Annotated in this window: 12 protein-coding genes; 7 read left to right on the forward strand and 5 right to left on the reverse strand. The window is 45.4% G+C overall.

The window, feature by feature from the left end; genetic code table 11:
- The first annotated feature begins 19 nt into the window (after nucleotides 1-19).
- The 5 genes from E7588_04755 (at nucleotide 20) to E7588_04775 (ending at nucleotide 5905) form a co-directional block, all read left to right on the forward strand.
- Nucleotides 20-814, forward strand: a complete 795-nt coding sequence (locus tag E7588_04755; protein MBE6688574.1) for a hypothetical protein — start codon at nucleotides 20-22, stop codon at nucleotides 812-814.
- 28 nt (nucleotides 815-842) lie between these two features.
- A complete protein-coding gene (locus E7588_04760) occupies nucleotides 843-1250 on the forward strand; it encodes a methylglyoxal synthase (protein ID MBE6688575.1) in 408 nt (135 codons plus the stop codon).
- An 89-nt stretch (nucleotides 1251-1339) separates the two neighbouring features.
- Entirely contained in the window at nucleotides 1340-2593 is a 1254-nt protein-coding gene (locus tag E7588_04765; GenBank protein MBE6688576.1) for a histidine--tRNA ligase, read from the forward strand.
- A gap of 19 nt (nucleotides 2594-2612) precedes the next feature.
- Nucleotides 2613-4388, forward strand: a complete 1776-nt coding sequence (aspS, locus tag E7588_04770) for an aspartate--tRNA ligase (GenBank protein MBE6688577.1) — start codon at nucleotides 2613-2615, stop codon at nucleotides 4386-4388.
- Nucleotides 4389-4459: 71 nt separating this feature from the next.
- Nucleotides 4460-5905, forward strand: coding sequence for an MBL fold metallo-hydrolase (locus tag E7588_04775; GenBank protein ID MBE6688578.1), 1446 nt, complete (start codon nucleotides 4460-4462; stop codon nucleotides 5903-5905).
- 51 nt (nucleotides 5906-5956) lie between these two features.
- Here E7588_04775 and E7588_04780 read toward each other — a convergent pair whose 3' ends face one another.
- The 5 genes from E7588_04780 to E7588_04800 all read right to left on the reverse strand — a co-directional run bounded on the left by E7588_04780 (nucleotide 5957) and on the right by E7588_04800 (nucleotide 13620).
- Complete coding sequence (locus tag E7588_04780; protein ID MBE6688579.1) at nucleotides 5957-7234, reverse strand: hypothetical protein; 1278 nt, start codon at nucleotides 7232-7234, stop codon at nucleotides 5957-5959.
- Nucleotides 7227-9254 (reverse strand): DUF4838 domain-containing protein, encoded by a 2028-nt coding sequence (locus E7588_04785; protein ID MBE6688580.1) that lies wholly within the window; start codon nucleotides 9252-9254, stop codon nucleotides 7227-7229. The genes E7588_04780 and E7588_04785 overlap by 8 nt, the downstream gene beginning before the upstream one ends.
- Nucleotides 9255-9263: 9 nt before the next feature.
- Nucleotides 9264-10547 carry a hypothetical protein gene (locus tag E7588_04790; protein MBE6688581.1) on the reverse strand — a complete coding sequence of 428 codons (1284 nt, stop codon included), beginning with the start codon at nucleotides 10545-10547 and terminating at the stop codon, nucleotides 9264-9266.
- 13 nt (nucleotides 10548-10560) lie between these two features.
- A complete protein-coding gene (locus E7588_04795; GenBank protein ID MBE6688582.1) occupies nucleotides 10561-11847 on the reverse strand; it encodes a radical SAM protein in 1287 nt (428 codons plus the stop codon).
- A gap of 180 nt (nucleotides 11848-12027) precedes the next feature.
- The gene (locus tag E7588_04800) at nucleotides 12028-13620 is read right to left on the reverse strand and encodes an S-layer homology domain-containing protein (GenBank protein ID MBE6688583.1); all 1593 of its coding nucleotides are present in this window, start codon (nucleotides 13618-13620) and stop codon (nucleotides 12028-12030) included.
- A gap of 170 nt (nucleotides 13621-13790) precedes the next feature.
- Between E7588_04800 and E7588_04805 the strand changes: the two genes are divergently transcribed.
- On the forward strand, nucleotides 13791-14987 hold the full coding sequence (locus E7588_04805) for an acetate kinase (protein ID MBE6688584.1): 1197 nt from the start codon (nucleotides 13791-13793) through the stop codon (nucleotides 14985-14987).
- Between the two features lie 106 nt (nucleotides 14988-15093).
- Entirely contained in the window at nucleotides 15094-15984 is an 891-nt protein-coding gene (locus tag E7588_04810) for an amino acid ABC transporter substrate-binding protein (GenBank protein MBE6688585.1), read from the forward strand.
- Nucleotides 15985-16094: the final 110 nt, after the last annotated feature.

The following is a 16094-nucleotide window of genomic DNA, read 5'->3' on the forward strand; positions in this document are numbered from 1 at the left end:
AGAAACACAGGTGGACTTTTTGGGGAATGTTATAATGATCACCTCCTGCAAAGGCGGTGTGGGTAAAACAACCGTAACCTCAGGCATTGCCGCGGCACTGGCATTGCAAGGCGCGAGCGTTATTGCGGTGGATATGGACTTTGGCGTACGCAGCCTTGACCTTGCTCTCGGCTTCGAGGACAGCGTATGCGCTGACGCTTACAATCTGATAACAGGCAAATGCGCGGTAGGAGATGCGTACACATCCGGATATTCTCTGCCTTCTCTGGCTTTTATGCCCGCACCAATAGGCTTTGACTTAAATATGCTGGAGGAAATAACTGCCGAGCAGGTCGATTCGTTTTTAAAACAGCTGAAAAGTGAATTTGACTATGTTCTTCTGGATATGCCGGCAGGCTTCGGAAAGCTTTTTGAACTGGTTGCTCACTCCGAGGCAGTGGACACGCCAGTTGTAGTGTGCTCCCACAGCCCATCTTCCGTACGTGCGGCGGAAAAAACCGCATTTGAACTTTGCCGTCTGGGAAAAAACAATCCACGTCTGGTTATCAATATGTTCAATATACCGTTTGTAAAAAAAGGCATTTACCCCGGCATAATCGACATAATCGAAAGAAGCTCCGTAAAGCTCCTCGGTGTCGTTCCTGCCGACAGCGGTATTGACGGTATTCAGCAGCATGGCGGTCTTATTAATTGTCTGACGCTGAAAACAGACGGAACAAAAGCCATAAATAATATTGCGTTACGACTCAGCGGACAGCGCGTAAGCCTTATGGACAGCATTATGAAGGCATCCAAACGCGAAAAACTGCTTTGACAAATTCTAAAAATAAAGGAGATTTTATATGGAAATTGCTTTAATCGCTCATGATAACAAGAAAGAACTCATGACTCAGTTTTGCATCGCATATTGCGGGGTCCTTTCAAAGCACAATATCTGTGCAACAGGTATTACCGGCAAGAATATTACCGATGCTACCGGATTGAAAATAGAGCGTCTTTTAAGCGGTACCCAGGGCGGCGATCAACAGATTGCATCCCGTATATCTTACAATGAAATTGACGTTCTCCTCTATTTCAGAGACACCTCTCCCAACAGCACTTTTGACGAAACAGAGATGAATATTCTTCGCCTGTGCGATATATATAATATTCCCGTCGCAACCAACATTGCCACCGCAGAGGCTATAATCATGGCTCTCGACCGCGGCGACCTTGATTGGCGCGAAATCGTTAATCCCAACAAACATTAAACTGTAAATCATTCAAAGTACAGTGCACATATGTGGCTGTACTTTGTGTACGTCAATACCAACTATGACAAAAGAAAGGATTGTTCACTTTGATACAGAAACCCAGAGGAACTATTGATATTCTCCCCGACAAAGCCGCAATATGGCTGGAGGTGGAGAACCGTATACGCAAGATCGCAAAACGCTACGGCTTCGGTGAAATACGCCTGCCCACCTTTGAGGTAACCGAGCTTTACAACCGCGGTGTAGGAGACACCTCCGACGTTGTGCAGAAGGAAATGTACACATTCACCGACAACGACAACCGTTCCATCAGCCTTCGCCCCGAGGGCACTGCGGGTGTTGTTCGCAGTATAATAGAAAACGGACTTTGCTCCGAAGCAATGCCGCTGTCTCTTTATTACATCATCTCCTGCTTCCGTTACGAAAAGCCACAGGCCGGCCGATCCAGAGAGTTTTTTCAGTTCGGTGTGGAAATGTTCGGCGCCGATTCTCCGACCGCAGATGCAGATGTAATAATGCTTGCTTCCGATATTTTTGACGAATTCGGACTCAACGTGCGTCTTGAAATAAACTCAATCGGATGTCCGGAGTGCCGTCCAAAATATCATGCGGCTCTCAAGGAGTATTTTGCCTCAAATATAGACGATTTATGCGATACCTGCAAAGGACGTCTGGAAAAAAATCCTCTTCGTATTCTGGACTGCAAAAGCCCCATTTGTTCTGCCATTGCTAAAAACGCGCCTCACACTATTGATTATCTGTGTGATGACTGCAAGAATCACATGGAGGGGCTCAAGGAGCTTCTCACCAAGGCAGGACGTGAATTCACCGTCAATTCCCGCATCGTACGCGGTCTTGACTATTACCGCAAAACGGTATTTGAATTTATCAGCGAGGACATCGGTGCCCAAAGCACCGTTTGCGGCGGCGGACGCTACGACGGTCTTGTTCAGTCTCTTGGCGGTCCCGCACTCAGCGGTATAGGCTTCGGCATGGGTCTTACCCGTCTTATGATGGTGCTTGAGGCTCAGAACAAGCTTCCTGCGGTCAGCGACAGCATAGATATATATATCGCCTCCCTCGGTCAGAGTGCCGTTTCGGAAGGTTTCAGACTTTCTTCCCGGCTTCGCAAAGCGGGCTTCAGAGCGCAATGTGACCTTGTAGGACGTTCTCTTAAAGCTCAGATGAAATATGCCGATAAAAAATCCGCCCGTTTTGTTTTGATTCTGGGCGACAGCGAAATAGAAAACCGCAAATGTATGCTTAAAAACATGCAAACCAGCGAACAAAACGAGGTTTCGCTGGACGATATTCAGTCAATAATAAATCATATTAAATAAACAGGAGATTATAAAAACCATGTACAGAACAATATACTGCGGAGAACTGCGAGAAGAACACATCGGTCAGCAGGTAAAGGTATGCGGATGGGTACAGCGTCAGCGCGATCTGGGTGCGCTCATATTCATTGATCTGAGAGACCGCACCGGCATAGTACAGCTCGCATTTGATGAAAACAGCAGCAAAGACGACTTTGAAAAGGCATTTACCGCCCGTTCGGAATACGTTCTCTGTGCAACGGGTACAGTTCGTTCCCGCGGTGAAAACGCCAAGAATCACAACATTCCCACAGGTCTTGTGGAAATCGCGGTTACAAAGCTTGAAATAATCACCGCAGCGCAGACACCTCCTTTTGAAATAGTTGACAACTCCAATGCACGCGATGAATTAAGACTTAAGCACCGCTATCTTGACCTGCGCCGTCCCGAGCTGCAAAGCAAGATAATTGCGAGAAGCAAAATCGGCACCATCGTACGTAACTTCTTTGCGGACAACGGTTTTATTGACGTAGAAACCCCTATTCTTGTAAAATCCACCCCGGAGGGTGCACGTGACTACCTTGTTCCAAGCCGTGTTCATCCCGGATCTTTCTATGCGCTCCCCCAGTCTCCTCAGCTTTACAAACAGCTTCTCATGGTATCCGGCTTTGACCGTTACTTCCAGATAGCACGCTGCTTCCGCGACGAGGACCTGCGTGCAGACCGTCAGCCCGAGTTCACACAGATAGATATCGAGATGTCTTTTGTTGACCAGGAAGACGTAATTGAGATAAACGAGCGTTTCCTCAAGCATCTTTTTAAGGAATACAAGGGCATCGACATTCAGCTTCCTCTCATGCGTATGCCTTATGACGAGGCTATGCTTAAATACGGCTGTGACAAACCCGATTTGCGTTTCGGTTTTGAAATAGTTGAGCTTACCGACATCCTTAAGGACTGCGGCTTCAAGGTATTTGCCGACACAATTCAGAACGGCGGAAAAGTACGCGCCATCAACGTAAAGGGTGGCGGCACATTTACACGTAAAGAAATTGACAATCTTACGGATTTTGTCAAGACCCAGTACAAAGCCAAGGGACTTGCATGGACAAAAAACAACAACGGAGAAATTTCTTCTTCCTACGCGAAGTTCATTACTGAAGAAGAAAACAAAGCAATTTACGATGCAATGGGCTTTGAAAGCGGCGATATTATATTCATCGTTGCCGACAAGACAAAGGTTGTTTGCGCGGCTCTGGGTGCTTTGCGCTGTGAGGTTGCAAAGCGCATGAACATTATTGACCCCAACGATTACAAGCTTTTGTGGGTAACAGACTTCCCCATGTTTGAGTATGACGAAGAGGAAGACCGCTATGTTGCTACCCACCACCCCTTTACCGCCCCCCGCGATGAGGATGTCCGGTATCTCTTAAGCGACCCTGCCAAGGTTTACTCCAAGGCTTACGACATCATTATCAACGGAAGCGAAGCAGGAGGCGGCTCGGTACGTATCCACACCCCTGAGGTTCAGAACAAGGTATTTGAAGCCATCGGACTTTCAAAGGAAGAAAGCGAAATCAAGTTCGGCTATCTGCTGGAAGCCTTCAAATACGGTGTGCCTCCTCATGCAGGTCTTGCTTACGGCTTTGACCGTCTGGTTGGATTACTGCTTGGTACCGATGCAATACGCGATGTAATTGCTTTCCCCAAGGTCCAGAATGCTTCGGAGCTTATGACCGACTGTCCCTCCGAGGTCCCCCAGAAATCTCTGGATGAGCTTTCCATCGCACTTAATCTCCCAAAAACGGAAGAATAAGATTTATTTGTTACACAGAGGCACTGTAAATGGCGCCTCTGTGTAATTTCACTTACGAAACGAGGGATATTTTGAAAAAGACTTATATTACCAATATGCCGGATCATATCGGCTCATTTCTGAAAGCCAGCAAATGTTTTGCGGAGCTTGGCATAAATATAACACGTGTAAGCTACAACAAAGCAGTTGATGTTCACACACTTTTCATCGATGCAGACGGCACACCGGAACAGCTCGAAAGGGCAGATGAAATACTTTCGGACTTTGGGTATCTTCAACAGAATGATAAAAAATCTCCCGGTGTTGTGCTGCTTGAATTCAGATTGGAAGACCGACCCGGAAGCGTAACAAATATACTGTCTCTTATAAACGAATTTGATTTCAACATTTCATATATAAGCTCTCAGGAAAACGGAACGGATTACCAGCTTTTCAAAATGGGGCTTTATGTAGAAGATGCGGAAAAGATATCGGAATTTCTTGCAGAAGCCGAAAAGCTGTGCCAGGCACGCATAATAGATTACAATCACTCCGAAAAGGTGTACGATAACAGCATATTTTATAATTCCTTTGTGGAGAGCATCGCAAAAGATCTTATGCTCACCGCAGATATGAAACAGCGGCTCATGATAAACACCAACCTTGCCATGCAGACTTTGGACGAGCAGGGACTTTCGCCTTACAAAACATTCGACAGTATCGGAAAATTTGCCCATCTTCTCATGGCATACAAAAATGACAATTTCATTCCCAGAATAACCACGCACTCTCTTACTGCCCAAACCGAGCTTATTCTGATAGAGCCGCCCTGCGGAAGCAATACCGCTATTATCAAGCATGAAAACGAAGTACTGTTTGTTGACAGCGGATATGCCTGCTATCGAAATGAGATGGAAGAAATATTCCGAAAAGCGCTTCCCGAATACGACACCATGAAGAAAACCGTTCTGGTAACACACGCCGATGTGGATCACTGCGGACTTCTGCCGATTTTTGACCGCATAATAACCAGTTACAAAACAATGGAATGTCTGACAGCGGAGTACGAGGGCGAAAACAGCCTTCGTGAAGAAAATCCGCTTCACAGACCGTATGTAAACATCTGCAAAATACTCACAGGATACATGCCTCCCTCCCCCGACAAAATTGAAGTGTTGTGGGGCGGACGCACAGACCAGAAAGAACCGCTTGTGCAAACGGGATTTTTCAATTTTGGTGATATGCACTTTGAAGTATATGAAGGTGCAGGCGGACATCTTCAAGGCGAAATAGTGCTCATTGATTATGCAAATCACGTTGCATTCACAGGTGATATATATATAAATGTGAGAGGGCTTACACCCGAGCAAGCACAATACAACCAATACGCGCCAATACTTCTCACTTCGGTGGATACAAAAAAGGAGCTTTCCGCTTTGGAGCGTAATGCTGTTTTACAGCGTCTTGGTACGGGAAAATGGCAGATATTCGGCGGACACGGATATAAAAAGGATTATTCAATATCACTTGAAAAATAAAAAATGCGGTGCTGAAAAATCAGCACCGCATTTTATCATATATTTAACACATCAATCAACAGTTACAAATACACCGTCGCCCTGTTCAAGCTTTACGGTGTACACGCCGTTTACGGGTGTAAGCTCCTGAGGTTCGCCATCGTAGTAAAGGGTTACCTTGCCCTGAGCCTTAAAGGTGATTACAGAGCCCTTGGGTTCTTTCCAGTCCTGCTGATTAACGAGAGTAAAGGCGTTGCCCTTTCCCTCTTTCTTTTCAAAGCATCCGACCAGAAGAGGTGTATCACAGGTAAGGTCGGTAATTGCCTTGAATTCTTTATACGGATTGTACATTTCAAGATAAGGAGTAGCTTCGGGAGTAGAGTTTACATTGAATGCTCCCACGTATTTATAAGATACATACAAATCAGACAGCTTATGAAGTCCCTGTGCCATGCGCTGAATGGCAAAATAAATTTTTGTCTTGTCTCCGCGCACGTCAAAGGCACATCCTGTATGAGATGTACAAGTAGCAAAGATATAGTAAAGAATAGTCTTGGCACCGAAAGACAGCATAGTGTATGCCTGCCATCTTATTTCAGCCTCATTGGGCTCGCGTACCCAGCTTCCCCAGGAACAGGTCTGGATATATACCCAGAAGTCACGTCCCGAATCCCGGCAGGCATTCGCAACGATTTCGATGTTCTTCACATAATCCTTATAGTAGGTAGGAGTATATTCTGCAGGGAACATTTCCGGATATTTTGGATGAGGCTCTCTCATGCAAGGGTAAATATCAACGCAGATATAATCCGTATCAAGCTTTTCAACGTATTGATCAACATATTCCTGATATGTAGCCGCCGCGGTATCAAAATACTCAATGGGTGCCATCCATGCACCTCCGGCCAGCTGGCGTGCGTTTGCATACATTGGCAAAAGGTTGATGTACGGACGCTTGCCCGGATGCAGTGCTCTGAAATCATCCACTGATTTTCTCAATTCGTCATAATGAACGGTGCCCGGTTCGTCGACAAACATGTAAGTGGTAAATGCGGGCTTGTCCTTAAACCACAGATTATCGTTTTTTTCCTTGTCAAACATATGTGCGCCCATAAAGTGCTTATCGGTGCTGTCGGCATGAGCTATTGCTTCAATACCGTACTTGGCAAGTAAATCGAGGAATTCTTCACGCTTATCGGTGGGAATATGGTCAACATTAATGGTGAGTATGTCAATTCCTGCTTCGGCAAGTGCTTTTACATGCGCCTCATCATAGTGAAGTGTTGCCAGCATCGCACCTGTGCGTATACGGTTATCCTTAAGGGTCTCAACAAGTGTTTTTTCAGCCATTTTTCTTTTCTCCGTTTCTGTTTGCAACAATTTTATAATACAGCGTTTTTAGCTGTGAACGTTTAAAAGCATCCGGCAGTACAACACCCGGCTCATAGGCTTCGGGAATTGCACCGACGGTATAGCCTGACAGCTTATCGGCAAGCACAGCCATTCTTTCAAACAGTGCATCCGTATTTTTATCATCACGGAGTGCATTGTAGTACTCAACGCAAAGGAGCATGAATTCATATACGTCCCTGCCGTATATCAAACCTCTTATATCCTCGTCGAGCTTTGAAATGACCTGCGGTCCTGCCATCAGCTTTCGCAGTTCGATTGGATTGACTGCATTTGCGATTCCGTCGAACATATCTGTACTAAGCTTTGAAAGCTCTTTTTTCTTGATTCTGCCAAGTCCGTCAAGTGCCTTTTCGAGTAAACCGAGCGCTCTTTTTCCGTCCTGCTCCTCTATGCCGTCCAGATGGGTTCCTTTGCCGACATTTCCGTCAGGCTTTTTACCATCCCAGCCTATAAGACGGGTAAGTATGGTATTTCCCCACCCGCGCCAGGAATAGACGGTTTCGCTTGCACTTTCCACCATTTCGTAACACTTTTTCGCCTCAGCCGCATTATCACCGAACAAATCGGAAAAATATTTATCAACCTGCGCATCTACATTACAATCAACATTTCTTGTGATTGCGGCATACAGATACTGCGTCAGCGTACGTACACCCCATTCAGCCATGGGGACGTGCATGTAGATGTTAGCTTTAACACCGCTTCTGATGTAATATTTCAAATCATTTTTAAGTCTTTTTGTGAAAAGAAGTGGCAGATCCTCATGCTTGGAAACGTTATAATATTCATTGACCTCTACATCAATGCCCGTTTTCAGCCATCCCTCGAGTGCACGCTTATAGCCTGCATTGCGGCCACAGCTTTCATCATCAAAGTCATGGGCGTAACATCTGAGTATGGGGGAATATATAAGGAAATCGCCTGCATCAATAAGATTCTGCGGCACAGGATTACGCGGTGGCTGCATACTGTCCGTACCCTCATATGCACTTACCTTGAGTTTAACCTTTCTTTTAAGCTCCCCGCTTTCATACGCACGGTTTATGCTGTCACGTACAGCAGAAGCGTAGTACAACGTCATATCGGCACCGTTGCCTAATGCTCTGCATTTTTCACAGTTACAGCTTGCCCCCCAGGTATCAAAGCCTGCCATCTCACAGGCATCCGCGTCCTTCCACTCATTTTTTAGTTTGTCGACAAAGATTTTTCCCAGTTCCTCAAGCAATCCCTCGTTTGTAGCACAAAACTGGACGTGCTGTGCATTTTTGTAAGTTATCTCGCCGTCCCTTTTGCCATACCAATCTTTATGTGCCTCAAGATATGTTCTTCCGTCAGCGGTTATATTGTAGGGGTTAAGCATATCTGTAAATACATGTCCGCCGTTCTGGAATACAAAGCCCAGCTTTTGCTGAAGCTTTTTGGAATTCGCATGGCAAAGATGTGTGTTAAGGCGATTGTGCGCCATCCACATAATAAACTTTACAGATTCCTTTGAAAGCTGTTCAAAATGAAAACCTCTGCCGTTGGGCATGTCGTACTTATAGTGCCTGCACTCAGGGAATACAAATCCGGTGCTTTCGGGAATATAGGTTTCATCCTGCGAATACCATCTTATCCCCTGAGCTTCCAAAAGCTCATATGCCGCATAAAGTGTTCCGATGCGTCCGTTGCCGACAAGGCATATATCGTTGCCGTCGCGGGTGATATCAAATTCTTCACCGCTCATACCGTTTTCACTCAGGATTATGTTTATTCCGTTGCCTTTTTTATTGGTGACATTCACCTCATATCCCATTTGCCCCAGATGATTGCACAATTCTTCGGCGGCAAAGCACACGGTGCATCTCGCGGCACAAAAAGCATCATTCTCGAAATCCACATTTCTTTCGTCATGTGCCCATAATTTATAAAATTTGTCCCCGTTTTCGTAGTGGATTATTATATTTATTCTCATCATAATATGCCTTTAATCCACTGTTACAAACACACCGTCGCCCTGAACAAGGGTAAACTCATAAAATCCGTCAACACCGGGTGTGCGCTTTTCGGGGACTCCGTCGTAATACACGGTTACATCGCCGTCAATTTTTGCTTTTATAACAGACGTTTCGGGGTTCTGCATATCCTGCATATTAACAAGAGTGAATGCTGTGCCCTTTCCCTCCTTCTTTTCAAAACAACCAACCAGAAGAGGTGTATTACACTGAATATAGGTTATTGTATCAAAGCTCTTCAGCGGCTCATGCATCTCAAGATAAGGAGTAGTTTCGGGAGAGGAATTTACGTTAAACGCACCGATATTTTTGTATGTAACAAAAACATCGGAAAGCTTGTGCAGACCATTGCAGGCACGCTTGGAAGCAAAATAGAGCTTGGTCTTGTCGCCGCGCACATCAAAAGAACAGCCTGTCTTGGCACCGTTGGGGGCAAAGGTATAATAAAGAATATTCTTTACGCCGAAAGACAGCATAGTATATATCTGCCAGCGCAGATCTGCCTCATCAGGGTCGCGCACACTTCTGCTCCAGGAGCAGGTCTGAATATAACACCAGAAGTCGCGTCCTGTCTCGCGGCAGGTTTTTGCCACTATTTCAATGTTTTTCACATAATCCTTATAAGTGGTCTTCACAAACTCCGCAGGAAACATTTCGGGACATGACGGATCGGGCTTTCGGTGACAAGGGTAAATATCTACGCAAATGTAGTCAGTCTTTACCTTTTGAACATATTCATCGAGATACTGCTGATAGTCGGTGGTGGGGGTTTCAAAGTACTCGATAGGTGCCTTCCACGCACCGCCGGTAAGCTGTGCGGAGTTAGCGTACATTGGAAGAAGATTTACGTATGCCTTTTTGCCGGGGAACATTTTTTCAAATCTTTCAACTTCCTGTCCTATAACGTCAAAGTGTTCTGTTCCGGGCTCATCAACAAACAGGAAATAAGTAAACGCAGGCTCGTCCTTGAACCATACCTCGTCGGCGGCTTCTGCATTGAAATATCCCGCTTTGTTATAATACTTCTTAAGAGATTCCTGGTGAACGCATGCTTCAATGCCGTACTTTGCCAGCCATTTGAAGACATCGCCGCGGATTTCTTCTTTTATACCGTCTACCACAAGTATTGCATAGTCTATACCTGCTTCCGCCACAGCCTTGATGTGCTCTTCATCAAAATGAAGAGTAGGTGTCCAGGCACCTATGCGGATACGGTCTTTTTTCAGCAGTTCAACTGCGGTTTTTTCTCCGGACATTATTATTCTCCTTTCAATCCACTGTTACAAATATACCGTCGCCCTGAACAAGGGTGAATTCATACCAGCCGTCGCATGAGGTACATTTTGTGGGTACACCGTCACGGTACATGGTGACATTTCCGTTAATTTTGGCTTTTACGCTTGCGGTTTTGGGGTTCTGCCAATCCTGCATATTAACAAGAGTAAACGCGCTTCCGCTACCCTCTTTCTTTTCAAAACAGCCCACAAGAAGAGGTGTTTCGCACTTGATTTCGGAAATTGCTTTGAAATCAGATGCGGGATAAGGATTTTCCATTTCAAGATAAGGAGTTGTCTCGGGGGTGGAATTCAAATTGAATGCACCCAGGTTCTTGTACTGCACATAGACATCGGAAAGCTTTTTAAGACCGTTGCACAAACGCTGGGATGCAAAATAGAGCTTTGTCTTTTCTCCGCGCACATTCAATACACATCCGCTGTGAGAGGTACGGGTAGCAAAGATATAATACAGCAGTGTTTTTGCGCCGTATGAAAGCATGGTATATGCCTGCCAGCGAAGCTCGGCGCCGTCGGGCTCGCGTATACCTCTGCTCCAGCTGCAAGTCTGTATGCATACCCAGAAATCACGGTTGGATGCGCGGCATACATCTGCAACTATTTCTATACTTCTGACATACTTGGGGTATGTGGTTTTTATGTACTCGGCAGGAAACTTTTCGGGGCACGCCGGATCGGGTGCTTTGCGGCAGGGATATATATCGGTACAGATATAGTCGGTATCTATTTTTTCAACATACTCATCAAGATACTGCTGAAAATCGGTAGAAGGCTGTTCATAATATTCAATAGGCGCCTTCCATGCACCGCCGGTAAGCTGTGCGGAATTTGCATACATAGGAAGGAGATTTATATACGCTCTCTTACCCGGAAAAGCTTTTTTGAAAGCCTCAACCTCTTTCCCAAGCACCTCAAAATGCTCTGTTCCCGGTTCGTCAACGTATGTATATGCAACAAAAGACGGTTCATCCTTGAAGAACATCTCGTCCTTTTTGTCAAGATCCAGCAAGCCCGCCTTTTCATAGTACTTCATGAGACTTCCTTTTCTGACAGTAGCCTCTATTCCGTATTTTGCAAGCCATTTGAAAACATCATTTTGCTTTTCCTCGGGAATAATATCAAGGTTAAGCACAGCAAAATCAACGCCTGCATCTGCCAGTGCCTTGATGTGTTCTTCGTCCGAATGAACAACAGGTGTATACGCACCAATTCTAATACGATTATCCTTCAGGGTCTCAACCAATGTCTTTTCCTCAGCCATTTTATTGTTCTCCTTTTGATACATTTCATTATTGAGATAAACTCAATATTATTTCAAGTCAATTCTACCATATAAATTATATCAAGTCAATACTTTACGTGAATTTATCAACAAAAAAGTCAAAAATACAGCAAAAAGCACGGCAATGCTTTTTGCATTGTCGTGCTGCTCACATCAATATCAGTTATTCGCGCCGAATTTCACAAAAGAATAATATCCATAGCCCTTTCCGCTTCGGTCTCGATGCCATATGACCGTACGGTCAAGAGTTTTTTCTACCCAGAATTTTGTAATGGAAGATGTGTTATACAGTATTCTGGCAGTATCGGAACGCTTAAGCGGATAGTCAAATGCTTCGCCGTCATCCACGAAGTCCAAGAGACCCAATTCGTATCCCAGATTGTAGTACGCAAGAGGATACCCGCCGCTCGCCTCAACATTCATGTTATGCGTAAAGTCCTTGACTATTGTTACTATTTTCATTGCCTGCTCTGCGGTAACCGTTTCATCGGGGGAAAATATGCCCGGATCAGTACCGTTGACGGCACCAATTTCCGCCGCCTTATCAATATAACCTTTTGCCCAGTGGTCGGCGGTTACATCGCTGAAAACAACCTCTTCGTTCTGTGAGGGCTGTATACCGAGATAGCGAAGGAGTGTCACTGTAAACTCGGCACGTGTTATCTCATCATGCGGGCGGAAGGTTCCGTCCGGATAGCCCACAAAAATTCCGGAGGCGGTCATATCGGCAACAGCGTTTTTGTGATGGGCTGCCACGGATTTTGCATCGGAATATCCGCCGAGTATGACATCATCAAGATTAAAAATATTTACGGTGTACTGAATGGAAGTTTCCTGTCCGTCGGCAGTTTTTATACCGAACACCGTAACATGTATGCCGTATTCCGAGAACTTTGACCATATCTCCGCATCCTGAGCAAGCGGCTTAAAAATCACGGTGTATGTGTCGGGATTTACACCGACGTACACGTCATCACTATTATAATAGCTATACTCGCCCTTGCCTGTCAGCTCTATCGTTTTATCGGTCTTAACGTTATCAAGGCGGATAACCAACTCTTCAAGCACGGGGACGGAATACTTTTTCGGATCAAGTGTTATGCTCCAGGGAATATTTTCCTTAAGAAGCGTATCGGGGAAATCACCCGATGCCGGCCAAGCCACATAGTCGTAATCGTGCACTTCTTCAGCTTCCTTTGTGCTTACGGCAGCATAACCGTCAAAAAAACCGAAGCTTACCGTTTCAAGTGCGGGAGAAAGAAGAATTGTGCGCGGCAAGACAGTTTGCATATTCCGTGCACGGCTGTTTATCAGTCCGGACACAGAAAGATCAAGTGTGTCAAAGCCAAATGAGGTAAGAGATTTTTTCAGTGCATTATAGCCTTGTCGGTAAAAATCCTCATTCATATACGGCGGAATGCTTTCAGCGTCCGAAAACACCGCAGCACTGTAAAGAAGCGCCGCTTTCTGCATCTCATCATACTGCTCGGCATTATACGAAACCTCGTCGAGTCCTGCAACAAAACGGCAGAAATTAAGATAATTCACCCCATCAGCAACAAAGCCGGGCTTGAGTCTTCCGGCTGTCCAGCCCTCGCCGCTTACCGGCTTTTCCTCGTATGGCTGAAGGTCGAAAAACGAGGGCTTTAACTGCTTCCATTTTTCCGCTATTTCATTTTTATCCGCAGCATAGGCGGTAAAAACCAGCACTGCGCAAAGCAGTACCGATACCAGAATTTTTTTCATATCCATTACCTCTTTTCAGTGTTTCTTATTTTATCACACATTGCAACTTTAATCAACGTTCAAATGTAAATATTCACACGCCTTGACAAATCCGCCAAAATATTATATAATTTAAAGCTGTAAATGTAGACTGAAAAACAGCGGTTAAGTTCCGCAATAAAGTAAAGAGGTAAAAAATGTTAGTACTTGTTATCAACGCAGGAAGCTCGTCACTGAAGTATCAACTGTTGGATTCCGAAACCTCCCGTCTCATCGCAAAAGGAAACTGTGAAAGAATCGGTATTGACGGCATTATCACCCACAAAATGCCGGGCAAAGACACCTACACAAAAAACATCGATATGCCCAATCACGCACAGGCAACAAAAATACTGGTTCAGACGCTCACCTCCACATGCATAAAATCCATGAACGAAATAGGTGCGGTGGGGCACAGAATCGTGCACGGCGGTGCATATTTTTCGCAGTCGGTACGTGTGGACGATGAGGTTATAAATAAGCTTGAAAAATGTCTGGATATTGCCCCTCTGCACACGGCGGCACATCTTATGGGAATACGCGGATGTCTTGAGGTAATGCCCGACACACCTCAGGTATTGGTTTTCGATACGGCCTTTCATGCCACAATGCCTCCGCACGCCTACACTTACCCCATTCCATCAGCGCTTGCTGAAAAATACAAAATACGGCGCTACGGTTTTCACGGCACTTCCCACCGCTATGTAACCGCACAAGCGCTCAAAATGCTTGACAAGCCCGCAGAGGACACAAGAATAATCACTTGCCATCTGGGTAACGGATCTTCGATTTCCGCTGTAAAAGGCGGTAAAGTAATTGACACCTCAATGGGCTTCACTCCGCTGGACGGTCTTATAATGGGAAGCAGATGCGGAAGCATCGATCCCGCCATCGTCACATTCATGTGCGAAAAGCTTAACATGTCCCCTTCCGACATGAACAACTATCTTAACAAAAACTGCGGTCTTATGGGCGTAAGCGAGCTGTCAAGCGACTGTCGCGACTTAGAAAGTGCCATGCTGGAGGGTAACAAACAGGCGAAGCTGGCAATGAATATACTTGTTTACCAGATTAAAAAGCTTATCGGCTCCTACATTGGCGCACTGAACGGTGCTGATGCGGTGGTATTTACCGCGGGAATAGGCGAAAACCGTTCTTTGTTGCGAGAAAAGGTGTGTGAAAACATGGATTTCTTCGGGATAAAGCTTGATAAGGAGCTTAACGCGAAAACGGTTTTACAATCCGATAATGTGGACATATCCGATAAAAATTCTGCCGTAAGAGTTTTTGTTATACCTACCAACGAAGAGCTTCTCATAGCACAAGACACTGCAAATCTCATCGGTAAAAAATAAAAAACTGGGCATTTTGCATAAAAATTCAAAAAGGTATTGATTTTTTTGCCGTTATGTAGTATTATATATCGAAACCTAAATATATTTATATGAAAGGATTTTGACTATGAAAACAAAGATTTCAGCGCTCATACTCGTACTCGCACTCGTTATGTCCTTCGCACTGGTTGCGTGCCAGCCCGAAGCACCCGCTCCTGTTGAGGATCAGCAGAATGTTGACGCAAACGCCGATGACACTCAGGCTCCCGTTGAGGACAACAAGGAAGCTGTTGAAGGCGACCAGACCCCCGTTGAGGACGAACAGGCTCCTGCAGATACCGCAGAGGATGACAATGTTATCATCATGGCTACCAACGCATACTTCAAGCCTTACGAATTCTACGAAGGCGAAAAGATCGTAGGTATTGATGCAGAAATCGCAGAAGCGATTGCCGCAAAGCTGGGCAAAACTCTCCAGATCGCAGATATGCAGTTCGACACCATCCTCACTGCAGTTCTTGAAGGCTCTGTTGACTTCGGTATGGCAGGTATGACTGTTACCGAAGAAAGACTTGAAAGTGTTAACTTCACCTCCAGCTATGCTTCCGGTGTACAGTCCATCATCGTAAAGGAAGGTTCTCCCATTGCTTCCGTTGATGATCTCTACGCTGAAGGCGCCGCTTACAAGGTTGGTGTTCAGCTGGGTACCACCGGTGATATCTACTCCACCGACGATTTCGGTGCAGAAAATGTTGTACAGTACTCCAACGGTAACGAAGCTGTTCTGGCGCTCGCCGGCGGTTCCGTTGACTGCGTTATCATCGACAACGAGCCTGCAAAGGCACTTGTTGCCGCAAACGAAGGTCTCGTTATCCTCGAAACCGCTTATGCGGAAGAAGACTATGCTATCTGCGTAGCTAAGGAAAACACCGAGCTTCTCAATGCTCTTAACACTGCAATTGATGAGCTTATTGCCGACGGCACCATCGATACCATCGTAGCAAAGTACATCAAATAATAGGTTTCAAAATTTAATAACTGGTGAACGGGAAAGCTAGCCTTTCCCGTTCGCAACATATGGAGAAGTTCAAAGTGAAAAACAAAAAACGACTTTTAATTTCCGTCGGA

Source organism: Oscillospiraceae bacterium (assembly GCA_015065085.1).
Lineage (GTDB): Bacteria > Bacillota > Clostridia > Oscillospirales > SIG627 > SIG627.

What these genes read in the sequence shown, in the direction of transcription:
- E7588_04760 (MBE6688575.1), top strand. Translation starts at nt 843, where the DNA reads ATGGAAATTGCTTTAATCGCTCATGATAACAAGAAAGAACTCATGACT.
- aspS (MBE6688577.1), top strand. Translation starts at nt 2,613, where the DNA reads ATGTACAGAACAATATACTGCGGAGAACTGCGAGAAGAACACATCGGT.
- E7588_04780 (MBE6688579.1), bottom strand. Translation starts at nt 7,234, where the DNA reads ATGGCTGAAAAAACACTTGTTGAGACCCTTAAGGATAACCGTATACGC.
- E7588_04785 (MBE6688580.1), bottom strand. Translation starts at nt 9,254, where the DNA reads ATGATGAGAATAAATATAATAATCCACTACGAAAACGGGGACAAATTT.
- E7588_04790 (MBE6688581.1), bottom strand. Translation starts at nt 10,547, where the DNA reads ATGTCCGGAGAAAAAACCGCAGTTGAACTGCTGAAAAAAGACCGTATC.
- E7588_04795 (MBE6688582.1), bottom strand. Translation starts at nt 11,847, where the DNA reads ATGGCTGAGGAAAAGACATTGGTTGAGACCCTGAAGGATAATCGTATT.
- E7588_04800 (MBE6688583.1), bottom strand. Translation starts at nt 13,620, where the DNA reads ATGGATATGAAAAAAATTCTGGTATCGGTACTGCTTTGCGCAGTGCTG.
- E7588_04805 (MBE6688584.1), top strand. Translation starts at nt 13,791, where the DNA reads ATGTTAGTACTTGTTATCAACGCAGGAAGCTCGTCACTGAAGTATCAA.
- E7588_04810 (MBE6688585.1), top strand. Translation starts at nt 15,094, where the DNA reads ATGAAAACAAAGATTTCAGCGCTCATACTCGTACTCGCACTCGTTATG.